The sequence below is a fragment of the Rhodanobacter aciditrophus genome (assembly GCF_050026795.1).
GTDB lineage: Bacteria > Pseudomonadota > Gammaproteobacteria > Xanthomonadales > Rhodanobacteraceae > Rhodanobacter_A.
The window spans coordinates 208,137-232,792 of the sequence record NZ_JALBWP010000008.1 but is presented as its reverse complement, the minus strand read 5'-3'; the positions used below and the strand labels follow the sequence as shown (position 1 = coordinate 232,792).

Here is a 24,656-nt window from a genome sequence, read left to right as displayed (position 1 = left end):
AGCGAGGATCAACACCGGTGTCGCGTGGCCATGACTTGTGGCCCAGGTCCGCTCAGGTCTGTGTTAGTAATGTTATAACATTACACATATGGATCGGCCGCGATGCCGGTTCGCCGACCACCTGGAACCCCCCGCCCATGAAGCCCTCCCTGCTTGCCATCAGCCTCGCCATCGCACTGGGCGCGGCTCCCGTCCACGCGCGCGCCGGCGCCACCCCGCCCGCCACCGGCTCCGCCGCGGTCGGCGGCACGACGACGGACGACGGTCCGGCCGATGAGCGGAACCGCCCGGCGCCGACGGTGCGCGAACTCGGCGCGATCAGCGTCTCCGCCGCGCTGGACCAGGCGCGCAACGCGCTGTCGCCGGACACCGGTTCCAGCCAGTACGTGATCGACCGCAAGGCGATCGCGCAGCTGCCGCTGGGCGCGTCCACCCCGGTGAACCAGGTGATCCTGCAGGCGCCGGGCGTGGTGCAGGATTCCTACGGTGGCCTGCACGTGCGCGGCGACCACGCGAACCTGCAGTACCGCATCGACGGCGTGATCATTCCCGAGTCGATTTCCGGCTTCGGCCAGACCCTGGACGCGCGCACCATCCAGAACGTGAAGCTGCTCGACGGCGCGCTGCCCGCGCAGTACGGCCTGCGCACCGCCGCGGTGGTGGACATCACCACGCGGAGCGGCCACGACCTCGGCAACGGCGGCAGCGTGGGCGTCACCGCCGGCTCGTCCGGCACGCTCAATCCGAATGCCTCCGTGTGGGGCAGCAGCGACCGCTGGAGCTGGTTCCTCACCGGCAACTACCTCGAGAACGACGCGGGTATCGAGAACCCCACGGCCAGCCGCAAGCCGATCCACGACCACACCAACCAGGTGAAGGCGTTCGGCGACGTGTCCTACCTGGTCGACGACGGCACGCGGCTGAGCTTCATGTTCGGCATGGCCAACAACCGCTTCGAGATCCCCGACAACCCGAACCAGCAGCCGTCCTTCCGGTACCTCGACCGGACCGGCTTCGATTCGGCCGATCTCGACGAGCGGCAACGGGAGCAGACGCGCTTCGGCGTGCTGTCGCTGCAGGGCAAGCTGGGCAAAACCGACTACCAGGTGTCGCTGGGCCAGCGCTATTCCAGCCTGGCCTTCACGCCCGACATGGTCGGCGACCTGATGTTCAACGGCGTGGCCTCGGCGATCTCGCGCAGCAACCGCGCCAGCACGCTGCAGGCCGACTTCGCCACGCCGCTGGGCGACGCGCACACCCTGCGCTACGGCATCTACGGCAGCTACGAAAGCGCGCCAAGCACCAACGACGCCTGGGTATTCCCCGCCGACGCCGGCGGCAACCAGACCGGCACCACGCCGATCAACATCGTCGACGGCAACCGCGTCGTCGCCAGGACCTGGTCGGGCTACGTGCAGGACGAGTGGAGCATCGGCCAGAACCTGACCGTGAACTACGGCCTGCGCGGCGACGTGTACAAGGCGTTCCGCACCGAAAGCCAGCTCAGCCCGCGCCTGGGCGTGGTCTACCAGGCCGGCGCCGACACCACGCTGCACGCCGGCTACTCGCGCTACTTCACGCCGCCGGCTACCGAGGCGATCACCACGGCGAACATCCGGAAGTTCGCGGGCACGACCAACGCGCTGCCCGACAACGGCGACAACACGCCGCTGGCCGAGCGCAGCGACTACTTCGACGTCGGCATCCAGCAGCAGTTCGGCAGCTCGCTCACCCTTGGCCTGGATACCTATTACCGCAAGGTGCGGCGACTGCAGGACGAGGGCCAGTTCGGCGCCGCGCTGGTGTATTCCACCTTCAACTACGCCAAGGGACGCATCAAGGGCGCGGAGTTCACCGCCAACTACGACAGCGGCCCGTTCAACGCCTACTTCAACCTCGCCGCCAGCCGCGCGATGGGCGAACGCGTGATCACCAGCCAGTACAACTTCGCCCCGGACGACCTCGCCTACGTGGCCGACCATTACATCTTCCTCGACCACGACCAGGCCTGGACCTCCTCGGGTGGCCTCGGCTACGCCTTCGGCGACGGCACGCGCGTCGGCGCGGACTACCTGTTCGGCAGCGGCCTGCGCCGCGACGGCGTGGTGCCGAACGGTGCCTCGATGCCGGCGTATTTCCAGCTCAACCTCAACGTGTCGCGCGACTTCAGTTTCCGGGACACCGGCAAGCTGCATGCGCAGCTGGCGCTGATCAATGCGCTGGACCGCACCTACGAACTGCGCGACGGCACCGGCATCGGCGTGGGCGCGCCGCAGTACGGCCCGCGGCGCGGCCTGTACCTGAGCCTGCAGAAGGATTTCTGACGGAGCGGGGCGCCGTCGGTCATCCGCTATGCTTGTCGCGTTTTCCGGCAACGACGCAACGATGGCATCCCGACTCCCCGAACCCGGCGCCGACGAGCGCGCGCATTCCGACCGCCTGCTGCAGCACCTGCGCGAGCAGATCGCCGCGCACGGGCCGATGCCGTTCTCGCAGTTCATGGAGCGCTGCCTGTACGCGCCGGGGCTGGGCTACTACAGCGCGGGCAAGACCAAGTTCGGCGAGGCGGGCGATTTCGTCACCGCGCCGGAGCTGGGCGGGCTGTTCGCGCGCTGCGTGGCGAACGTGGTGGCGCCGGTGCTGGACACGCTGGGCGAGCAGGCGGCGTTCCTCGAACTCGGTGGCGGCAGCGGCGCGTTCGCGGAGGCGGCGCTCAAGGCGCTGGCCGAGGCCGGCAGCCTGCCGCACCGCTACCTGATCCTCGAACCCAGCGCCGACCTGCGCGAGCGCCAGCGCGAGCGGCTGGCCGCTGCGCTGCCGGCCGAGGTCAACGCGCGCGTGCGCTGGCTGGACGGTCCGCCCGACCACGGCTGGCGCGGCGTGCTGTTCGCGAACGAGGTGATCGACGCGTTGCCCACCACGCGCATCGCGATGAAGGGTGGCGAGGTCTACGAGGAATACGTGGCGCTGGACGGCGAAGGCCGGCTGGTGCGCGTGGACCGGCCGGCCGACGCGCTGGTGGCCGGCGCGGTGCGCCACGTCGAGCGCGACCTCGGCGCGGATTTCGCCGACGGCTACCGCAGCGAGATCCTGCCGCAGCTGCCGTACTGGCTGCAGGCCGTGGCGGGCGCGCTGGAAGCGGGCGTGATGCTGTTCGTCGACTACGGCTACGTGCGCCGCGAGTTCTACCAGCCGGAGCGCCGCGACGGCACGCTGATGGCGCACTACCGCCACCACGCGCACGCCGATCCGCTGTGGCTGCCCGGCCTCAACGACCTCACCGCCTCGGTGGATTTCACCGCGCTGGCCGAGGCCGGCAACAGCGCCGGTTTCGGCGTGGCCGCCTACCTGCCGCAGGCGCAGTTCCTGATCGCCAGCGGCCTGCAGGAGGCGTTCGAGGCGGCGCATTCACAGGCCGCCGACGAGGCGGCGCGCTATCGCCTCGCGCAGGAGGTGAAGCGGCTCACCTTGCCCGACCAGATGGGCGAGCGCTTTCAGGCGATGTTGTTCGCGCGCGGCCTCGACGTGCTGCCGCTGCCGGCGGAACTGCTGGCCGCCGACCAGGGCGGGCGGCTGTAGCAGCGCGCAGGGGCGTTGCTACTTCGCGACCGCGGCCCCGCGTCCCAGCGCCATGCCCTTCAGCACGTTCAGCGCCTGCGCCAGCGCGTAGTCGCGGGTGGCCAGCGCGCTCTCGGCGGCGCTGCCGTCGTTGTCGATGTCGCCGCCGGCCTTGGCGTTCTCGTTGGCGAGGTGGTTGGGCAGGTCGGCTTCCGAGCTGATCAGCGAAGGCGCGGCGTCGGCCTTGCGCACGCTGAGGTCGCCCAGCGGAATGTCGGGCTTGATGCCCTCGGCCTGGATCGAGGTGCCGTTCGGCGTGTAGTAGCGCGCGGTGGTGATCTTCACCGCATGGTCGGCGTCCAGCGGCAGCACGGTCTGCACCACGCCCTTGCCGAAGGTGCGCTGGCCGAGCAGCAGGGCGCGATGGTTGTCCTTCAGCGCACCGGAAACGATCTCGGCGGCGGAGGCAGTGCCGTGGTTCACCAGCAGCACCAGCGGCGCGCCTTTGAGCAGGTCGCCGGGATGCGCGCCGAAGCTCATGTTGGAATCGGGCAGGCGGCCGCGGGTGGTGACGATGGTGCCCGAGTCGAGGAAGTCGTCGCTCACCGACACCGCGGCGGTGAGCAGGCCGCCCGGGTTGTTGCGCAGGTCGAGCACGGCACCCCTGGGCGCGCCGTCCTTGGCGATCAGCACGGCCAGCTTGTGTTCCAGGTCGGCGGCGGTGTCGCTCTGGAACTGGGTAATGCGGATGTAGTCGTAGCCGGGGTCGAGCTGGCGCACCTTGACGCTGGTGATCGCGATGTTCTCGCGCGTGAGGTGCATGTCCAGCGGCGTGTCGCTGCCCTTGTGCAGGATGGTCAGCGTGATCTTGCTGCCGGGCTTGCCGCGCAGCTTCTTGAACATGTCGTCCACGTTCTGCGGGTCGACCAGCACGCCGTCGATCTTCACGATGCTGTCGCCGGGCTTGATGCCGGCGCGCGAAGCGGGCGTGTCGTCGATCGGGGTGACGATCACCAGGCCGCCGTCCTGCTGCAGCACCTCGATGCCGAGGCCGCTGTACTGGCCGGTGGTGTCCTCGTCGAGCTGGGCGAGGCCTTCCTTGTCCAGGTATTCGCTGTGCGGATCGAGTCCGGCGAGCATGCCGGTGATCGCGTCCTTCATCAGCTCGTGGTTGCCCACCGGTTCCACGTAGGCCTGGCGCACGATGTCGTAGACGCGGCTGAAGCGGCGGATGTCCTGCAGGTCGACCTGGGTGTCGCCGGCCTTGGCGGGGGCATTCGCGTGCACGTGGGTGGGCGCCAGTTCGACGGGCGGCTCGGGCGCGCTCGCGGCCGGCGCGGTCTGCGCGTGGAGGTACGGCGCCGCCAGCAGCAGGGCGCACAGGCTGTAGGTGGAAAACCGCATGGTACGACTCCGGGGAAGGGGGCGCCCGCCGCTCCGCGGCGGGTTTGGACACTGCCAGCCTGCGACGACGGCGGGCGGCCGTCAACGGTGCAGGCTGAACGGCGTGCGCCCGGCCGGTTCAGCGGTGCTGGGCCAGCCAGCTGCGCGGGTCCACCGGCTTGCCGTCGTGGCGCAGTTCGAAGTAGGCGCCGGTGTTGACGCCGGTGGGCGGAGCGGCGGTACCCACCGCCTGGCCGGCCTTCACCGCGTCCCCCACGTTGTGCAGCAGCGCCTCGTTGTTGCCGTACATGCTCATCCAGCCGTTGCCGTGGTTGAGGATCAGCAGCATGCCGTAGCCGCGCAGGAAGCCGGCGTAGACCACCCGGCCGTTCGCCACCGCATGTACCTCGCTGCCGCCGGCGGCGCGGATCAGCACACCGTTGCCGTAGCTGTGCACCTCGCCCGACGCCGGCCAGGGCAGGTTGCCGCGGATGTTGGCGCCGGCGCCGCCCACGGCGATGGGCGGCGGCGCCTTGCCGCCGTGCCTGCGTGCGGCGGCCTGCCGCGCGGCTTCGCGGGCGGCGGCCTCGCGCATGGCCTGGTCGATCTGCTTCTGCAGGCGGTCGACCAGGTTGTTCAGCGACTGCTCGTCCTGTTTCAGCGCGGCCAGCCGCTGGGCCTGGTCCTGGTAGGTGGCGTCGGCCGCGGCGGCCAGCTTCTGCTGCGCGGCGCGCTGCCGCGCCAGCTGCCGGCTCTGCTGCTCGCGCTGTGCGCGTTGCGCCTGCAGCGCCTGCTGCTCGGCGGTGATCTGGCCCTCCAGCGTCTGCAGCTGGGCCAGGCTGGCCATCAGCTGCTGCACCTTCTGCACGCGGTCCTGCTGAAAGTATCTCGAGTAGACCAGCGCCCGTGCGATCCGGCCCACGTCCTCGTTGTCCAGCAGCAGGCGCAGGTCCGAGCCGTGGCCCAGCGCGTAGCTGGCGCGCAGCAGGTCGGCAATCGCGGCGCGCTGGCCGGCCAGCTTCTGCTGGAGGTCGGCGCGCTGCTGCTGCAGCTGTTCGAGCTGCTGCTGCTTGGCGGCGAGCTGGGCATCGGTGTCGCGCAGGGCGCGTGCGGCGGCGGCGAGCGCGGTGGTCTGTTTCGCCAGTTCGGCGTTGAGCCGATCGCGGCGGGCAGCGGTGGCGGTCTGACGCTTGTCCAGCGCCTGCAGTTCCTGGTGCACGTTGCTCAGCTTCTGCTTCGCCGCGGCCTGCTCGGCCTGGCTCTTGTCCTGCCGCGCCTGCGCCGGCGTGACGGCGAGTGCGGCGCTCAGCGCCGCGACGGAGAGGAGGGAGAGGCGGGCGGCGCGGACGGGACTGGGCATCGGCCGATTATCGCCGAGCCTGCTGACGGCGGCGACAGCCATCTTGCGATTTCGCAAGGTTTTCGCGCGGCGATCGACAGTCCACGGTAAAGCCGCCGCCATACCCGACGTCCAGCATGCCGGGAATTCTCGCGTCCTTACGGAGACTTTCCCATGTCGTTGCGTCGCCGCTTTCCGTTGCCTACCGTGCTTGCGCTGGCCGTGGCCGCCGCCGTCCTTCCCGCGGCGCGGGCCGCCGATACACCGACACCGCCCGCGAGCCCCGCGGTCGACAGCAGCCATGTGAAGAACCTCAAGGGCGTCCATGTGGTGGCCGCCGCGCCGCTGCAGAACGAGATGCCGACGCATGCCTCGCTGAAGGCGATCGAGCCGAAGTCGATCATCGGCCGGTCCTACATCGACAACAACACCATGCCGATGGGCAGCTACAGCTCGATCGCCGCGCTGGCGCCCAGCGTGGTCGACATCGAGCCGAACGGCCCGGGCCTGGGCAACAACAAGGGCTTCACCATCCGCGGCATGAGCGATGGCCAGTACAACCTGACCATGGACGGCATTCCGGTCGGCGACTCGAACGACTTCACCCACCACTCGGCGAACTACTTCATGCCGCAGGACCTGGGCCAGGTTGTCGTCGACCGCGGCCCGGGCCAGGCCTCGACCATCGGCTACGCCACCTTCGGCGGCACGGTGGCGATGCAGACCCGCGACCCGCTGGCACGCACCACCACCGAGCTGTACGGTGGTTACGGCAGCTTCGCCACCCGCATGGCCGGCGTGAAGTTCAATACCGGCACGCTCGCCAACGGCGGCAGCGGCTACCTCGACTACCGCCAGCTGCGTTCGGACGGCTATCTTTCCGGCGCCAGCGTGGACCGCAGCAACGTCGTCGCCAAGTTCGTGCAGCCGTTCGGCGATTCGACCACGCTCACCCTGCTGGCGATGCGCAATACCAACGGCGGCAGCAACGCGGCCATCGTCGGTGCCACCTCGTATCCGTACGTGTCCGACGGCAACTACCCCTACACCGGCGGCATGCAGGGCCAGATGCAGGTGTTCGGCAAGCGCTACGGCCTCTCGAACGACCCGCGCAGCCAGGCCTACACCGGCTACAACTACGACCACTTCAACAGCGACTTCGAATACGTCGACCTCGCCTCCGAACTCGGCGCGGTGACGCTCGACAACAAGCTCTACACCTACTCGTACTACCACCGCGGCTGGAACGGCCTCGACCCGAACGGCGGCAACATGGACTACGGCCAGCTCAGCGGCCCGGCCGGCTCCACCGGCGACGGCACCTTCCCGGCGGGCCTCGGCACGCCCAACGGCACCGTCTACGGCGACAACAACATCCCCGGCCAGAAGATGTACCTGCTGTACCGCAACTGGGGCGACCTGTTGCGCCTGTCGCAGTCGCTGGGCCCGGGCGAACTGGACTACGGCGTGTGGGCCAACAAGCAGCTCTACCACCGCTACGAGGCGGAGATCGACTTCAGCCTCGGCGGCGCGCTGAACCCGGTCCTCAAGGGCGGCGACCCGGTGAGCCAGGCCACCGACCGCCGCATCGACGGTACCTTCTGGGTGATCCAGCCCTATCTGCAGTACGCCTGGCACATCACCGACCAGCTCACCTTCACGCCTGGCCTGAAGTACGTCACCTTCAAGCGCCACGACGTCGCGCCGATCCAGCAGAAGGTGCGCACCGCGTTCGATTACAGCCAGACCTGGAAGAAGGCGCTGCCCTCGTTCGATCTGCATTACGCGATCACGCCGGAGTGGTCGGCCTACCTGCAGGCCGCCGAAGGTTACCTGGCGCCGAACGAGAACCAGTACTACGTGTCCAACCCGGCCACCGCCAACCAGGGCCTGCAGACCGAGTCGACCAGGAACTACCAGCTCGGCACCAGCTGGCAGAACGGCACGTGGAGCCTGTCCGGCGACGTGTACGCGATCAACTTCTCCAACCAGATCAGCAGCCGCAAGGTAGGCAAGGAGACCTTCTTCACCAACCTCGGCGGCACCCGCTACCGCGGTGCCGAAGTCGAGGGCAGCGTCTACGTGGGTGACGGCTTCAGCCTCTACGGCAACGCCAGCTACAACAAGGCGACCGTGAACAAGACCGGGCTGCAGCTGAAGAAGGTGCCCAAGACCACCGCCGCCGCCGGTGTCCTGTATCGCGCCGGGGCATTCAGCGGATCGTTGCTGGCCAAGCATCTGGGCGTCAGCTATGGCGACACCGGCGTCGATGCGAACGGCAATCCGGCGCTGGTCTATCGTCTGCCGGCGGTGACGCTGGTCAGCCTGTCGCTGAACTACACCCTGCAGGACGGCGGGCTGCTGCCGCGCGGCAGCCGCTTTGGCCTGCGCGTCAGCAACCTCACCGACCAGACCCCGCTGATCGACGAGACCAGTACCGCCAACGGCGTGCCGCTGTTCTACGCCGTCGCCGGCCGCGCGGTGATGGGCACGTTCTCGCTGCCGTTCTGAACGCCCCGCCCGCCGCCGGGCCGTGTGCCCCGCGGCGGGCACCCACCTCCCGTATCCCGAGTCCCATGACACGATTCCTCCGATTCGCGCTGGCGGCATGCCTGGCCGCCGGCCCCGGCATGGTCGCGGCCGCGCCGGTCAGGCATGTGCTGCTGATCAGCGTCGATGGCCTGCACGCACTGGACCTGCGCACCTACATCCGGATCCATCCCGATTCGCACCTGGCCGCACTCGCCGCGCGCGGTATCGAGTACACCCATGCCAGCACGGTGGTGCCGGCTGACTCGTTCCCCGGCCTGCTTGCCCTGCTGACCGGCGGCACACCTGCCGTGACCGGCGTCTACTACGACAACAGCTGGGATCGTTCGCTGGCGCCGCCGACCGGCCCGTGCAGCGCCACCGGTGCGCACGTGCTCTACAACGAGGCGGTGGACACGCCCGGCGGCAGGGGCATCGACGCGGCCAAGCTGCCCCGCGACCCCGCGCACGGCTGCCGCCCGGTCTATCCCTGGCAGTACCTGCGCGTGAACACGGTGTTCAACGTGGTGCGCGCCGCCGGCGGCTACACCGCCTGGGCGGACAAGCACCCCGCCTACGCGATCGTGCAGGGCCCCTCCGGCGACGGCGTGGCCGACCTGTATACGCCGGAGATCGGCAACGACGGCGAGGGGCATCCCGACACCGACGCGGTCACCGCCTCGATCGCCCGCACCGAGACCTACGACACCGGCAAGATGCAGGCGGTGATCCACGAGGTGGACGGTTACCGCCACGACGGCCGCACCCGCGCCCCGGTGCCGGCGCTGTTCGGGCTCAACCTGCAGAGCATCAACGTGGCCGAGAAGCTCGCCGGCTACCAGAGTGCCGACGGCACGCCGACGCCCTCGCTGGACGCGGCGCTGACCCACGTGGACAACCTGATCGGCCAGCTGATGGCCGAGCTGGCGCGCCGCCACCTGGAGCAAAGCACCCTGGTGGTCCTCACCGCGAAGCACGGCAACGGCCCGATCGACCCGGACCAGCTCCGCCACGTGCCGTCCGGCTGGCTGCGCGCGGTGATCGCGGCGGCGGCGGACGGCGAGCCGGCCCAGCTCACCACCGATCGCAGCGCGCTGATCTGGCTGCATGACCAGCGCACCACCGGCACGGTGGCGCGCACCCTGCTGGCCGACCGCAAGCGGCTGGGCATCGAGCGCGTGCTGTGGGGCCGCCGGCTCGGCCTGCTGTTCCCCTCGCCGGCGCACGACGTGCGCACGCCGGATCTGATCGTGATCCCGCAGCCCGGCGTGATCTACGCCAAGGCGGGGGCCGCCAAGCGCGCCGAGCACGGCGGCTTCGACATGGACGACACCCACGTGGCCCTGCTGGTCTCCGGGCCGATGCTGCCGGAGCCGGGCCGCCGGCTGGACATGCCGGTGTCGACCACCGCGGTGGCGCCGACCATGCTCTCGGCACTGGGCCTCGATCCGGACGCCCTGCAGGCGGCGCGCGAGCAGCAGACGCCGTCCCTGCCTGGCGTGGCGTGGAACCGGCTGGGCAGCCGTCGCGGCGGTCCGGTGGATTGAATGCCCGGCTTCACCGGACCGTCACAATCGCCGCCTACCGTAACGGACTCTGATGCCGGCGGTGCGTCCGACGCCGACGGAATCGAGCCGGAGGTTGCCTTGCGTGTGCTGATCGTCGAGGACGACCGCGAGACCCGCGACTGGATCGACGGCGGGCTGCTGGAGGAAGGTTACGCCACGCACGCGGTCGGCGACGGCCGCGAGGGCGTGGCGCTGGCCGTGCAGGGCGGCTTCGACGGCATCGTGGTGGACCGCAAGCTGCCGGGGCTGGACGGGATCAGCTTCATCCGCGCCGTGCGCAGCGCCGACGTGCAGTCCGGCATCATCATGCTCACCGCGCTGTGCGAGACCCACCAGCGCATCGAGGGCCTGGATGCCGGCGCCGACGACTACCTCGGCAAGCCGTTCGCGATGGCCGAGCTGGTGGCGCGGCTGCGCGCGCTGTCGCGCCGGCCGGCGCTCAGCCGCGAATCGTCGTCGCTGGAATGGGGCCCGCTGGCGCTGGACCCGACCAGGCATTCGGCGACCTGCATGGGCGAGCCGCTGGACCTCACGCCCACCGAGTTCCGCCTGTTCGAGATCCTGATGCGCCACGCCGGCAAGGTGGTGACGCGCTCGATGCTGCTGGAGCAGGTCTGGCGCTTCCACTTCAATCCGCGCACCGGCGTCGTGGAGACCCACATGTCGCGCCTGCGCGGCAAGGTGCGCGTGAACGGCGGCGAGAGCCTCATCGAGACGGTCCGTGGCTACGGCTATCGGCTCCAGGCCCGGCCGCGCCCGGCATAGGCAGACCAGCGCGTTCCGCCTCGCGCTGATCCTGGCCGGGCTGTTCGCGCTGTTTTCCGTGCTGACCGCCGCGGTGCTGTGGCTGGGCACCGAGCGCGAGGCGCGCCTGGAGCAACGCGAGGAGCTGCGCGCCGACACGCGCGACCTGGTGCTGCTGTCCTACCAGCAGGGCCTGGACGCGTTAAGCACGGAGATCGAGGAGCGCACCATCCTCGGCGCGGGCCTGCCGCGCTGGTACGCGCTGTACGCCGCCAACGGCATCAAGCTGGCCGGCAACCTCGACGACCGGCCACCGCGCGAGGGCTGGTCGGTGGAGCGCTTCACGCCCCGCGCCACCAGCCGCCTGCCGGCGCCGCGCTCGCACCTGCTGATGCTTTACACCGTACGCACCGCGCGCAACGGCTGGCTGGTGGTCGGCCGCGACAGCTACTACATCCGCCAGATGCAGGACGTGGCGGCGCGCATCTTCGCGCTGGCCCTGCTGCTGATCGTCGCGGGCTCGCTGGTGGTCGGCTGGCTGATTGGACGGCAGCTGCTGCGCCGGGTCGGCGCGATGTCGGACGCAGCCGGACGGATCAGCGAGGGCGACCTGGCCGAGCGCATGCCGCTGCGCGGCAGCGGCGACGAACTCGACATGATCGCGCTCACCGTGAACCAGATGCTGGACCGCATCGCCTCGCTGCTGGCCGACGTGCGCCGGCTGGGCGCCGACATCGCGCACGACCTGCGCACCCCGCTGACCCGGTTGCGCCAGCGGCTGGAGCGCATGCATCGCCATCCGTCCGCCGCGTCCGATCCCGGGCTGGCGGCCGCGGTGGACGGCGCGCTCGGCGAGATCGACGAATTGCTGAACATATTCCAGGCGCTGCTGCGTATCGCCCGGGTCGAATCCGGCGAGCCGCGCAGCGGCTTCGCGCCGGTGGACCTCGCGCCGCTGCTGGAGGAGCTGGTGGATGCCTACGCCCCGGTCGCCGAGGCCGAGTCCGGGATCCTGCGCGCGGACATCCGTCCGTCGCCGCCGGTGCATGGCGACCGCGAGCTGCTGGTGCAGGTGTTCGTCAACCTGATCGAGAACGCGATTCGCCACACGCCGCCGGCGACGACCGTCACGGTCTGGCTGGCGATGGCCGGCGAGGTCGTGCACGCGGGCGTCCGCGACGACGGCCCCGGTATCCCGGCGCCGGCGCGCGGCGAGGTGCTGCAACCCTTCATGCGCCTGGACCGCAGCCGCCACACCGAAGGCAACGGACTCGGACTCGCGCTGGTGCGCTCCGTCGCCGAGCTGCATGGCGCCACGCTGCGGCTGGAGGACGCCGCGCCGGGTCTGGCGGTGAGCCTGGCGTTCGCCGGCACGCAGGACGCCACACGCACCCGGCCGGGCCCGTGGTCACCCCGCCGGGCGGGTCGCTCCGACCACGCGGCGCGTCCGTGCCTGGATGCCCCCGGCGAGGAGCACTGACGCAGACGCGGGGGGTGTCCGCCTGCTCGCGCATTGGCGCCGACAGCAGCCGCGTCCGCGTCAGCGCGGCGGGCAGCAGGGCCTTGTCTGGCGGCGCGCCACGGCCGGCCGCGGCGTACGGCACACTGGTGATGGCCTGTTTGATCTGGGCGCCGGAAAGCCTTCGGGCGATCCGGATCCGGCTGGGTTTGAAGGCTCGCTGGCTCGCGGACTCCAGTAGCTCGATCGGTGTGGCGACGTCGGCTGCATGGTTCCTCGGCGGGCCGGGCGGTTCGCGTGAATGGCCGTCTTCCCGGCCATCCGGGCGCCGCAGGGGAGCATCCGCCAGCGGCAATGCGGCGGCCATCGCCCTCCGTTGCGGCGGACGTGCGATCGGAGCGGCTGTTCCACTCCCGGACGCCAGATTCCGTTTGGACGTATAGAAGGCTTTGACGCGACGCAGCAATTGTGTTGTAGTCGAACCGCAATCCACGAATCCAGACCGGCGCCTTGGCGCCACTGGCCTTCTGTGCCCTGCCATCCAGCGAGCGAGCAAGATGAAGCAGTCCGGCGGAACCAACCTGTACGATGCGGCCTTCGAACACGACAGCTGCGGCTTTGGCCTGGTCGCGCAGATCGACGGCCGCGCCAGCGCGTGGGTCGTCGATACCGCGTTCGAGGCGCTGGCGAAACTCTCGCACCGCGGCGCGGTGAACGCGGACGGCGTGAGCGGCGACGGCTGCGGCGTGTTGATCCGCCGCCCGCAGGCGTGGCTGCGCGCCCTGGCGAACGAGGCGGGCATCGCGGTGGGCGAACGCTTCGCAGCGGGCCTGGTGTTCCTCGATCCGGCCGATGATTCGGCGGCGGCCGTGCTGGAACGGCATCTCGCCGAGGAGGGCGTGCGGGTGGCGGGCTGGCGCGAGGTGGCGGTGAACGAGGCGGCCTGCGGCCCGCTGGCTGCCGCCGCACGGCCGCGCGTGCGCCAGCTCTTCGTCGACGCCGGCGCTAGCATGGACGACGAGGCGTTCGAGCGCGCGCTGTTCCGTGCGCGCCGCCGTGCCGAGCACGCACTGCGCGAGGACGCGTCGTTCTACGTGGTGACCTTGTCGGCGGAACTGATCGGCTACAAGGCGATGGCCGCGCCGGGGCGCCTGCGCGAGGTGTTCGCCGATCTCGCGCATCCGGGGCTGGTCGCCGACGCGGTGGTGTTCCACCAGCGCTTCTCCACCAACACCACGCCGCAGTGGCGGCTGGCGCAGCCGTTCCGCCTGCTGGCGCACAACGGCGAGATCAACACCATCCGCGCGAACCGCCGCTGGATGCAGGCACGCGAGACGATCTGGCGCTCGCCGCGCGTGGAGCTGGGCGACCTCGGCCCGCTGGTGCGCCAGCAGGGCTCGGACTCGGAAAGCCTGGACAACGCGCTGGAGGTGCTGCTGGCCGGCGGCCTCGACCTGCTCGCCGCGATGCGCGTGCTGGTGCCGCCGGCGTTCGCCGCGCGCGAGAACATCGACGAGGACCTCGCGGCGTTCTACGAGTACTACGCGCTGCACAGCGAGCCCTGGGACGGCCCCGCCGGCCTGGTGATGTGCGACGGCCGCTACGCCGCCTGCACGCTGGACCGCAACGGCCTGCGCCCCGCGCGCTGGGCACTGTCCGACGACAACCACTTCATCATCGCCTCCGAGGCGGGCCTGTGGGACATCCCCTCGGCGCGCGTGATCGCCAAGGGCCGCCTCGCGCCGGGCGAGATGATCGCGGTGGATTTCCGCGAGCACCGCCTGCTGCGCGACGCCGACATCGACGCGGTCAACCGCGCCCGCGCGCCGTACCGCGACTGGCTGCGCGCCGGCGTGAGCTATCTCGAATCTGACCTGATCGACCCCTCGCTGGCCGCCGAACCGCTGCCGGTGGAGCAGCTGCGCTGCTACCAGAAGCTGTACGGCCTCTCGCGCGAGGAGCGCGAGACGGTGCTGAAGGTGATCGCCGAGCTCGAGGCCGAGGCCACCGGCGCGATGGGCGACGACACCCCGGTCGCCGCGCTGTCGCGCCAGGTGCGGCCGTTGTTCGACCGCTTCCGCCAGGCGTTCGCCCAGGTCACCAACCCGCCGATCGACCCGCTGCGCGAGAAGCTGGTGATGTCGCTGGTCACCCAGATCGGCCCGGAAGGCAACGTGTTCGAGCTCAAGCCCGAGAACGCGAAGCAGATCCTGATCAATTCGCCGATCCTGTCCCAGCGCAAGCTGCGCCAGCTGCTGGCCTTGCCGCAGTTCGCCAACACGCCGCGCTTCGACCTGATGTACGCGCCGGAGCTGGGGCTGGAAGCGGCGCTGCGCAAGCTTTGCGAGGACGTGGCGCAGTCGGTGCGCGAGGGCAACGCGCTGGTCTTCCTCAGCGACCGCTACCCCGAGCGCGACAAGCTGCCGATCCACTCGCTGCTCGCCACCGGCGCGGTGCACGCGCACCTGGTCGAGCAGGGGCTGCGCTGCCAGTGCAACCTCGTCGTGGAAACCGCCACGCCGCGCGACGCGCACCAGTTCGCCTGCCTGCTCGGCTTCGGCGCCACCGCGATCTACCCGTGGCTGGCCTACCAGAGCCTGTTCGAGCTGGGCCGCGAGGGCCACATCGAGGGCGACCGGCTGGAGATCGGCCGCAGCTACCGTCGCGGCATCCGCAAGGGGCTGCTGAAGATCCTCTCGAAGATGGGCATCTCCACCATCGCCGGCTACCGTGGCGCGCAGCTGTTCGAGATCGTGGGGCTGGCGCCCGAGGTGGTGGCGCTGTGCTTCCCCGGCACGCCCTCGCGCATCGGCGGCGCCGGCTTCGCCGAGCTGGAGAACGAGCAGCGCCTGCTCGCCGCCGAGGCGTGGAACGCGGCGCAGCCGCTGCGCGCGGGCGGCCTGTACAAGTTCGTGTACGGCGGCGAGTACCACATGTACAACCCCGACGTGATCGCCACGCTGCAGCAGGCGGTGCGCACCGGCGACTCGGCCGACTACCGCGCCTACGCCGACCACGTCGACCGCCGCCCGCCGTCGGCGCTGCGCGACCTGCTCGCCGTGCAGCCGCTGGGCGCGCCGGTGCCGCTGGACGAAGTGGAGCCGGTCGAGGCGATCCTGAAGCGCTTCGACTCCGCCGGCATGTCGCTGGGCGCGCTGTCGCCTGAGGCGCACGAGGCGCTGGCCACCGCGATGAACCGGCTGGGCGCGCGCAGCAATTCCGGCGAGGGCGGCGAGGACCCCGCGCGCTACGGCACCGAGAAGATGTCGAAGATCAAGCAGGTCGCCTCCGGCCGCTTCGGCGTCACGCCGGCCTACCTGGTCAACGCCGAGGTGCTGCAGATCAAGATCGCGCAGGGCGCCAAGCCCGGCGAGGGCGGCCAGCTGCCTGGCCACAAGGTGGACGCCACCATCGCGCGGCTGCGCTACGCCAAGCCCGGCATCGGCCTGATCTCGCCGCCGCCGCACCACGACATCTACTCCATCGAGGACCTCGCCGAGCTGATCCACGACCTCAAGGAAGTGAATCCCGACGCGCTGGTCTCGGTGAAGCTGGTCAGCCACGCGGGCGTGGGCACGGTGGCGGCGGGCGTGGTGAAGGCTGGTGCCGACCTCATCACGGTGAGCGGCCACGACGGCGGCACCGGCGCCAGCCCGCTCACCTCGATCAAGTACGCCGGCACGCCGTGGGAGCTGGGCCTGGCCGAAACCCAGCAGACGCTGCGCCGCAACGAGCTGCGCGGCCGCGTGCGGCTGCAGACCGACGGCGGCCTGAAGACCGGCCTCGACGTGGTCAAGGCAGCGCTGCTCGGCGCCGAGAGCTTCGGCTTCGGCACCGGCCCGATGGTGGCGCTGGGCTGCAAGTACCTGCGCATCTGCCACCTCAACAACTGCGCCACCGGCATCGCCACCCAGCATCCGGTGCTGCGCAGGGAGCACTTCACCGGCCTGCCGGAAATGGTGATGAACTACTTCCGCTTCATCGCCGCCGACGTGCGCGAACACCTCGCGCGGCTGGGCGCGCGTTCGCTGGCGGAACTGGTCGGTCGCAGCGAACTGTTGGCGCAGCGCGACGGCGCCACGCCGGTGCGCCACGGCCTCGACCTCGCGCCGCTGCTCGACGGCGCCAGCCTCGGCGCGGCCAGCGACAGCGCCTGCGCGATGGCGCGCAACCCGGTGCGCGACGCCGCCGCGCTGGCCACGCGCATCGCGGCGGACACCGCGCCGCTGGTGGAGCTGGGCGAGGGCGGGCACTTCAGCTACGCGATCGCCAACACCGACCGCGCGATCGGCGCGCGCCTGTCCGGCGCCATCGCGCGCCGGCACGGCGACCACGGCATGGACGAGCGGCCCATCGTGCTGCAGCTGGAGGGCGCGGCCGGCCAGAGCCTGGGCGCGTGGAACGCGGGCGGCGTGCACATCGAGCTCACCGGCGAGGCGAACGACGGCGTGGGCAAGGGCATGGCCGGCGGCCGCATCGTGGTGCGTCCGCCCGCGGATTCGCCGTTCGCCAGCCAGGACGCCTCGATCATCGGCAACACCTGCCTGTACGGCGCCACCGGCGGCGAGCTGTACGCCGCGGGCCGCGCCGGCGAGCGCTTCGCGGTGCGCAACTCCGGCGCGGTGGCCGTGGTGGAAGGCGCCGGCGACCACTGCTGCGAGTACATGACCGGCGGCGTGGTGGCGGTGCTCGGCAAGGTCGGCCTGAACTTCGGCGCGGGCATGACCGGCGGCTTCGCCTACGTGCTCGACCTCGAGCGCGATTTCGTGGACTGCTACAACCACGAGCTGGTGGACATCCTGCGCATCTCGCCCGAGGGCATGGAGCACCACATGCAGCACCTGCGCGGGCTGGTGACGCGCCACGCCGAGCTCACCGGCAGCGACTGGGGCCGACAGGTGCTGCGCGATTTCCGCGGCCTGCAATACAAGTTCTGGCTGGTGAAGCCGAAGGCGGCGAGCCTGGCCGTGCTGGCGGAAGAACTGCGGAGGGCCGCGTGATGTCCTGCTTCAATCAAGCGATGCGCTCCTTGCGTTTGCCCCTTCTCCCCGCCGGGGAGAAGGGTGGGGTGAGGGGCGGGTGCTCGCCTCGGTGCTCTCTTCATGAGAGACAAAGCGGTTCCGTCCGCCTGTCGGCGGCCGCGGCCATCCTGGCCGCCTTCGAGCCGAAGCAAAGCCGGTGTGGTGGGAGGTTCGCATGAGCGACAAGCTGTTCCAGTTCCTCGACGTGCCGCGGCAGACGCCGCGCACGGTGCCGGTGGCGATCCGCGTGCTGGGCTACGGGGAAATCTCCGGCGATTTCGCGGCGCCGCAGGCGGCCACGCAGGCCGAGCGCTGCCTGGATTGCGGCAATCCCTACTGCGAGCACGCCTGCCCGGTGCACAACTACATCCCGGAGTGGCTGAAGCTGGTGCAGCACGGCCGCATCATGGAAGCGGCCACGCTGATGTACGAGACCAACCCGCTGCCGGAGATCTGCGGTCGCGTGTGTCCGCAGGATCGCCTGTGCGAAGGCGCGTGCACGCTGGAGCAGACCGATTTCGGCGCGGTGACCATCGGCAGCGTGGAGCGCTGGGTCACCGACGAGGCGCTGCGCCGCGGCTGGCGGCCCGACCTTTCCGGGGTGCGCGAGACCGGCCGGCGCGTGGCCGTCGTCGGCGCCGGCCCGGCGGGCCTCGCCTGCGCGGACCGCCTGCGCCGCGCCGGCATCGCCGCCGACGTGTACGACCGCCAGCCGGAGATCGGCGGCCTGCTCACCTACGGCATCCCGCCGTTCAAGCTCGACAAGCAGGTGATGCGCCTGCGCCGCGAGCTGCTGGAAGGCATGGGCGTGCGTTTCCTGCTCGGCCGCGAGGTGGGCCGCGACATCGAGTTCGGCGAGCTGCTGGACGACTACGACGCGGTGTTCGTGGGCACCGGTGCCTACACCTACGTGGACGGCAGGCTGCCGGGCCGCGAGCTGCACGGCGTGCACGACGCGCTGCCGTTCCTGATCGGCAACACCGAGCGCCTGCTGCGCGACGAGCCGCCGCCACCCGCGTTCGACCTGCGCGGCAAGCACGTGGTGGTGCTGGGCGGCGGCGACACCGGCATGGACTGCAACCGCACCGCGATCCGCCTCGGCGCCGCCTCGGTCACCTGCGTCTACCGCCGCGACGAGGCCAGCATGCCGGGCTCCGCGCGCGAGGTGGGCTACAGCCGCGAGGAGGGCGTGAACTTCCTGTTCCGGCGCCAGCCGCTGGCGATCCTCGGCGACGAGCACGGCCGCGCGCGTGCGGTGCGCGTGGTGGAGACCGAGCTGGTGGACGACGGCCACGGCCGCCCGCGCCCGCGCAACGTCGAGGGCAGCGAGAGCGAGCTGCGCGCCGACGTGGTGATCCAGGCGTTCGGCTTCCTGCCCAGCCCGCCCGACTGGCTGGCCTCGCACGGCGTGAAGCTGGCCCACTCCGGCCGCATCGTCGCCGGTGCCGACGGCGCGCTGCCGCAGCAGACCAGCCACCCGCGCATCTTCGCCGGCGGCGACAACGTGCGCGGTGCGGACCTGGTGGTGCGCGCGGTGCACGACGGCCGCGAGGCCGCCGCGGCGATCGCGCGCATGCTGTCGATGCAGGCGATGGATGCGGCGGAGCGGGTGGCCTGAGTCCGCGCCGACGCGGCGCTCAGTCCGCGTGCGCGACCAGGGTCACCGTGTCCAGCGTGAACCCGCCGTCTGCGGCGATGGCGAAGTGCCGACGCACCGCCTCCGGCGCGGCCTGCTGCAGCCCGCGGATAGCCGCCACCCGGTCGGCCGGGGTGCGCGTGCGCGCCGTCCATTCGCCGAAATCCGGCAGCGGCAGCCGCCGCGGGGTCAGGCTGTCGATGGCGAAGCCGGCGCGCGCCAGCGCGGCGGTCCATTCGGACACCCGGTAGTTGCGCACGTGCGACACGTCGCGCAGCAGCTCGATCGCCTGCAGCCAGCTGTCCAGCAGCGCCGGTTCGGGCGAGGTCACGTCGATGAACACCGCCAACCCGCCCGGTGCCAGCACGCGGCGCGCCTCGCGCAGGCCGGCGTCGCGGTCCTGCCAGTGGTGCGTGGTGAAGCGCGCGACCACGGCGCCGAAGGCGCCGTCGGCGAACGGCAGCCGCTCGGCGACGGCGTGCTGCACGGCGATGTTGTCCAGGCCGCGTTCGCGCGCCGTGGCGCGCACCGCGTCGAGCATGCTCGGCGTCGGGTCGCAGGCGGTGACCGACGTCACCAGCGGCGCGGCGCGATAGCTGACGTGGCCGCCGCCGCAGCCGAGGTCGAGCAGCCGCGCCGGCCGGTGCTGGCGCAGCAGCGCTTCGACCTGGTCGAGGTCGGCGCCGCCGGCGTGCACCGCGCTGGTCACGTAGTCGGCGGCGCGCGGCGCGTACTGGTCGACGACGAAGGTGGCGTTCGGGTCCATCGAGGGTCTCCGGGCGGCGGGTGGCGCGATTCTGCGTGCGCGCCGCGGCCGGTGTAAGTTGCGCACTTATCCCGGTATGAACGCTACCTCCCACGACATCGACGGCGAACGGCGCCAGCGCCTGGCGCGCTTCCTGCGCGCGCGCCGCGAGGCGATGCCGCCGCCGCGGGACGCCGCCGGGCGGCGACGCACGCCCGGCCTGCGCCGCGAGGAGGTGGCCCAGCACGCCGGCATCAGCACCGCCTGGTACACCTGGCTGGAACAGGGCCGCGACATCGCGCTGTCGGCCGAAGCGCTGGCGCGGCTGGCCGAGGTGCTGTCGCTCACGCCGGCCGAGCGCGGTTACCTGTTCGAGCTGGCGCGGCGGCGCGATCCGCATCCGCCCGGCGACGCCGGCGGCGAGGCCGCGCCTGCCACGCTGCTGGCCGCCGTGCAGGCGCTGCCGATGCCGGCCTACCTGCTGGATCGCCACTGGCGGCGGCTCGCCTGGAACGCGGCCGCCGTGCAGCTGTTCGCACCGTGGGCGGACAGCGGCGAGCCGTGCTTGCTGCGCTACATGTTCCTCGACGCCTCGGCGCGGCGCTTCGTCGCCGACTGGGATGCCCGCGCCGCGCGCCTGGTCGCCGAATTCCGCGCCGACACCGCGCTGCATCCGGACGACGCCGGCCTGCTCGCGCTGGTGGAGCAGCTCTGCGGCGCCAGCGCGGACTTCGCCGGGCGCTGGCACCGCCAGGACGTGCTGGCGCGCGAAGGCGGCCGCCGCGATTTCCTCCATCCTGCGTGGGGCGCGGTCGCCTACGAACAGCTCACCCTCGTGCCCGCCGGCCACGCCGACCACAAGCTGGTGATGCTGCTGCCATGGCCGGCCGGCGCCGACACCCCGTGAGCGGCCGCGGGCTTCTGCCGTTTCTTATTCGTCTATGCCAGGAGTGACTCGATGCGTATGGGCCTTGCCGCCAACCAGTTGCACCACAGCCACCGTGACGCGGCGCTGTTCCGCTGGCTGCATGCCTGCGAACGCGGCATCCGCGAACTCAACCTCGGCCTGCACGCGGTGGGCCGTACCCGCGACGCGATCGCGCGGGCCGGCCTGCTGGCGGACTACCCGCCGCTGCGCCGCTACCCCTACGGCCGCGCGGGCGGCCTGATGAAGCTGGTGGCCGAGGTGGTGGGCATGGACGGCGACGCGCGCACGCTTGACGGCGCGATCTACTTCATCGATCCGGTCGACCCGTCCTCGGTGTTTCCCGAGGCGGCGGCGCTCAAGCGCCAATGCGTGATCCACGCCAAGCCCTTCCTCTCCACCGTGGCCTCGGCGCGCGACTGGATCGAGCTGGAGCGCATGCACGCCGGGCTGGCGCCCGACCCCGGCGCGGATGACCTGCATGCGTTCGAGTCGCAGACGCTGGCGCTGATCGCGCACGACGCGATGAAGCCCGCGATGCTGGCCTACGCGGCCGAGCACTTCGACACGTTGTCGCGCTTCGCCCGCCGCGTCGCCACCGGCACCACCGGATCGCGCCTCAACGAACTGGCCTGGAGCCGCGGCTGGCCGCAGGGCCAGGCGTGGGCCGACCGCTACCAGAGCGGCCCGATGGGCGGCGACGCGCAGATCGCCGACCTGGTGCTGGAACGCCGCTGCCACCGCGCGATCTTCTTCGAGGACCCGCACGTGGCGCGCCAGCACGAGGCCGACATCCAGCTGCTGGAACGCGCGGTGACCACCGTCACCGACACCGCGGTGTGCATCACCACGCCACGCGTGGCCACGCGCTGGGCCGAGGCGGCGGAACTGCGGCGGAAGCGGCGGCCGGGCGGCTGACGGCCTGTTTGGGGCCGGAAGCGGACATGCTGGAGCTGCTGTTGGACTCTCTCCGGACAGCTAGCCTTTTGTCAGCCAAAGTATCGCCTGGTCCACGAAGACATCATCACCGCCGAATGTTGCAGCCGGGGGCGCGCAGCGCATAGCCAACATCCAGTGCTTCCGAGACGCGATGGCAAAATGCAGCGTCGGCCCTGCCCCTAGGCAGGCGATACCGAGGAGGACCAATGGGGCGGTAGATCTGACACTGGGGGTTCCTGACACTTCTTCAGGTCATTGATCATGTCTGCTTCGGATATGTCTCATCCTGTCGCAGTGTGCGGTGTAGCTATCGAGTCTGCATGGGGCGTGATTGACCGGAAGCGGGCGCCAAACACCCAGCATCAGCGGCGGCGCGCGGCGCCGTCCGCCATATGCAATTGTGGAGCGAGCGCTCTCGCTACCGGCGCCGCCTATCTTCTTCCACGAATCTCGCGAGCTTTTCCAACGATGAGTTCAGGCCTGCATCGTGGTCCTCCGGCCGGATCCCTTCCGGCACATTCTCGGCTCGGATCATCACGAGCGTTCCTTCGTCCAGGGGCTCGAACGTCCAGATCATGTACATGACGCCAGAGAACGCCGAGTCCTCGCTCTCAAAGGTAACTTCTTGCTCGATCCTTCTTCCGGCCTCGATCTTGGTCAGGCGCACTTCGACTTCGTCGGAGTCCTCCGAGGATTTCCCTCGTCCTTGCTCTTGTGGCAAGTATGTGAGCCGCATGCGATACGAGCCGCCTTCGCGGAAGTCGAATTTCAACATCTTGCCAAACATGTTTTCCGGGGGAAGCCATTGCTCCATCGCGCGCCGCTCGACGAAGGCTCGATAGACGGTTTGAGGTGATGCCGAGATAAACCGCGACGCTGAGTCGATTCTTGGGGACATCGTTCTCCGGCTCCGTGTACTCAAGCGGATCGAGTTGCCGCCCAACGCCAGGGCTGAATGGCGCACAGCTTGCGCATCCGTCGTGAACAAGGTTGTCAGGCCAATACTAGTCCAGCGAAGTGTGCCAGCGGTGCGCCCAGCGTGGAGCCAGCCTTCTTCCGCGTATCCGATGTGACCAATGCCGCACATGGAGCGCAAGGCCGGTGAAGAGGATGCATCGACATGCGAGCTGAGAACGTTCGTACGTGCTGGCCCCGCGGGCGCCGAGCCCTGTCCGGAAAGCGTCGCATCCCAACAGATTTAAACCTTTTGCGCGTGCAGTGACATCACACCTGCGATCTGACAAAACTGGGGATGACATGGCTTTGTTCTTTCCGCGTATGTTAGTTGCTGGCCTTGCCTTGCTGAGCACATCGCTGGTGTTGCCAGCGCGTGCCATTGGCGGCAATGCCCCCGGTCCCGCCTATGCGCAGATTGCACATGACATCCAGGCAGAGATCGCCACAGGACACCTGACCGGCGTTTCCCTGGCGCTCGTCCAGCACGGGCACATCGTGTGGGAGCAGGGGTTCGGTTGGGCCGATCGAGAAGCAGGGCGGAAGGTGACGGCGCACACTCCGTTTTCGATCGCCTCTACCAGCAAGACCTTTACCGCCGCCGCCATGATGACCCTGGTAAAGGCAGGCAAGATCAAGCTGGATGCGTCCGCGAACGATTACCTTGGCGAGGACAAGATCGTCGACGACCAGGGGCCGACGTCGGCAGCTACCGTGCGCATGCTGGCCTCGCACACGTCAGGCCTGCCCTCATTCTTCCTGATGTATATGCGGGGCGCGAAACCTCGGCCGCCGACCACAGATGCCCTGCTGCGGGACTACGGCGAGGTGGTCGCGCCACCCGGCACGCACTACGAATATTCGAACCTGGGCTACCAGGTGCTGGATGACATCGTCGAGCGCAGTGCGCACGAAGATTTCGGGGCCTACCTGGAGAAGCACATCTTCCAGCCGCTTGGCATGAAAGACAGTTTCTTCGAGACTGACGCGAAGCCTCGTTCCTCGCGTGCCGTTCGCTACGACGACAATGGGCATCCCATGCCGTTCTACGTGACCGCAACCCCCGGCTCCGGCGGGGTGTACGCCAGCGCACACGATCTTGCGCGCTGGGCCATGTTCAATCTGAAGGACCACCGCGCCGATCAGACGCCGATTTTGTCCGACCATGAACTCGACCAGCTGCACGAACCCCAGGTGTTGATCGGGAGAGATCAGTACTACGCCCTGGGCTGGGATGTCTGGAAGCGCGCCGATGGCTCGCACGTGGTCGGCAATCCAGGTGGGCAGAGCGGTGTTCGGTCCGAATTCGTGCTGGTGCCGGGTGCCGACGTGGGCTGCGTGGTCCTCAGCAATAGCCACGCAGACCGGCAGTTCATCGAAAAGGTCCGGGATCGCCTGGTCGCCAGCCTGGTGCCTGGATGGCAGGGGCTCTCATTCGAAGCCCCGAAGCCGATCCCCCTGCACTCAGCGGGCGAATACGCCGGGGTGTGGAAGGGCGAGCTGACTGCACAGGGGAAGGCGATCCCGGTGACACTGCGCGTCTCGCCGGACGGCAAGGCGACGTTTGCGGTGGGCGATGCGCCCGCTGCCAGGGTCGATGGACTAGGGCTGCTCGACAAGCGGCTGGTCGGCGATACCACCGGGGTCATCAAGGGCCAGGACGCAAAGCGCGAGCATTTGCAGAAGTTGTCGCTCGACGTACGCCGCAGCGGCGACCGGCTGTCAGGTGAAGCTGTTGCTTGGGGCGTCACGGTCGATCGCATGGCGGTGGTGCCGTTCCGCATCGATCTAACTCATTTGAGTGTGCCCCAATGAACAAATCATTCTCCGCGGCAACAACCAACCAGACGTCGCTA

Annotated in this window: 16 protein-coding genes; 11 read left to right on the top strand and 5 right to left on the bottom strand. The window is 70.1% G+C overall.

The features are described 5' to 3' along the window. Positions 1–137 precede the first annotated feature (137 nt). A complete protein-coding gene (locus ACQGNW_RS02835) occupies positions 138–2,324 on the top strand; it encodes a TonB-dependent receptor (protein WP_426661544.1) in 2,187 nt (728 codons plus the stop codon). Further along, positions 2,317–3,579 (top strand): class I SAM-dependent methyltransferase, encoded by a 1,263-nt coding sequence (locus ACQGNW_RS02830; protein ID WP_426661613.1) that lies wholly within the window; start codon positions 2,317–2,319, stop codon positions 3,577–3,579. Before ACQGNW_RS02835 ends, ACQGNW_RS02830 begins: the two co-directional genes overlap by 8 nt. Positions 3,580–3,597: 18 nt before the next feature. Here ACQGNW_RS02830 and ACQGNW_RS02825 read toward each other — a convergent pair whose 3' ends face one another. Both ACQGNW_RS02825 and ACQGNW_RS02820 read right to left on the bottom strand, forming a co-directional pair. Beyond that, entirely contained in the window at positions 3,598–4,962 is a 1,365-nt protein-coding gene (locus ACQGNW_RS02825) for a S41 family peptidase (RefSeq protein WP_426661543.1), read from the bottom strand. Between the two features lie 118 nt (positions 4,963–5,080). After that, positions 5,081–6,301: a murein hydrolase activator EnvC family protein gene (locus ACQGNW_RS02820; RefSeq protein ID WP_426661542.1), complete on the bottom strand. Its 1,221-nt coding sequence runs from the start codon at positions 6,299–6,301 to the stop codon at positions 5,081–5,083. A 153-nt stretch (positions 6,302–6,454) separates the two neighbouring features. On the opposite strand from ACQGNW_RS02820, the gene ACQGNW_RS02815 reads away from it, so the two are divergent. The 6 genes from ACQGNW_RS02815 to ACQGNW_RS02790 all read left to right on the top strand — a co-directional run bounded on the left by ACQGNW_RS02815 (position 6,455) and on the right by ACQGNW_RS02790 (position 19,219). Beyond that, a complete protein-coding gene (locus ACQGNW_RS02815) occupies positions 6,455–8,791 on the top strand; it encodes a TonB-dependent receptor (protein WP_426661541.1) in 2,337 nt (778 codons plus the stop codon). Positions 8,792–8,856: 65 nt separating this feature from the next. Beyond that, a complete protein-coding gene (locus ACQGNW_RS02810) occupies positions 8,857–10,356 on the top strand; it encodes an alkaline phosphatase family protein (protein WP_426661540.1) in 1,500 nt (499 codons plus the stop codon). Positions 10,357–10,461: 105 nt separating this feature from the next. After that, complete coding sequence (locus tag ACQGNW_RS02805) at positions 10,462–11,142, top strand: response regulator transcription factor (RefSeq protein WP_426661612.1); 681 nt, start codon at positions 10,462–10,464, stop codon at positions 11,140–11,142. Further along, a complete protein-coding gene (locus ACQGNW_RS02800; protein WP_426661539.1) occupies positions 11,099–12,601 on the top strand; it encodes a sensor histidine kinase in 1,503 nt (500 codons plus the stop codon). The genes ACQGNW_RS02805 and ACQGNW_RS02800 overlap by 44 nt, the downstream gene beginning before the upstream one ends. A 536-nt stretch (positions 12,602–13,137) precedes the next feature. Further along, positions 13,138–17,580 (top strand): glutamate synthase large subunit, encoded by a 4,443-nt coding sequence (gltB, locus tag ACQGNW_RS02795; RefSeq protein WP_426661538.1) that lies wholly within the window; start codon positions 13,138–13,140, stop codon positions 17,578–17,580. A 196-nt stretch (positions 17,581–17,776) separates the two neighbouring features. Beyond that, entirely contained in the window at positions 17,777–19,219 is a 1,443-nt protein-coding gene (locus tag ACQGNW_RS02790) for an FAD-dependent oxidoreductase (protein WP_426661537.1), read from the top strand. Positions 19,220–19,238: 19 nt separating this feature from the next. Here ACQGNW_RS02790 and ACQGNW_RS02785 read toward each other — a convergent pair whose 3' ends face one another. Next, the gene (locus ACQGNW_RS02785; protein WP_426661536.1) at positions 19,239–20,003 is read right to left on the bottom strand and encodes a class I SAM-dependent methyltransferase; all 765 of its coding nucleotides are present in this window, start codon (positions 20,001–20,003) and stop codon (positions 19,239–19,241) included. A gap of 76 nt (positions 20,004–20,079) precedes the next feature. Here ACQGNW_RS02785 and ACQGNW_RS02780 point away from each other — a divergent pair, with 76 nt between their 5' ends. Both ACQGNW_RS02780 and ACQGNW_RS02775 read left to right on the top strand, forming a co-directional pair. Then, positions 20,080–20,889: a helix-turn-helix domain-containing protein gene (locus tag ACQGNW_RS02780; RefSeq protein ID WP_426661535.1), complete on the top strand. Its 810-nt coding sequence runs from the start codon at positions 20,080–20,082 to the stop codon at positions 20,887–20,889. Between the two features lie 51 nt (positions 20,890–20,940). Continuing rightward, entirely contained in the window at positions 20,941–21,825 is an 885-nt protein-coding gene (locus ACQGNW_RS02775; protein ID WP_426661534.1) for a methylglyoxal synthase, read from the top strand. Positions 21,826–21,931: 106 nt separating this feature from the next. Here ACQGNW_RS02775 and ACQGNW_RS02770 read toward each other — a convergent pair whose 3' ends face one another. Then, complete coding sequence (locus ACQGNW_RS02770) at positions 21,932–22,033, bottom strand: DUF1737 domain-containing protein (protein ID WP_426661611.1); 102 nt, start codon at positions 22,031–22,033, stop codon at positions 21,932–21,934. 231 nt (positions 22,034–22,264) lie between these two features. Beyond that, a complete protein-coding gene (locus tag ACQGNW_RS02765) occupies positions 22,265–22,744 on the bottom strand; it encodes an SRPBCC domain-containing protein (RefSeq protein WP_426661533.1) in 480 nt (159 codons plus the stop codon). Positions 22,745–23,103: 359 nt separating this feature from the next. Between ACQGNW_RS02765 and ACQGNW_RS02760 the strand changes: the two genes are divergently transcribed. Next, positions 23,104–24,615, top strand: coding sequence for a serine hydrolase domain-containing protein (locus ACQGNW_RS02760; RefSeq protein WP_426661532.1), 1,512 nt, complete (start codon positions 23,104–23,106; stop codon positions 24,613–24,615). Positions 24,616–24,656 lie beyond the last annotated feature (41 nt).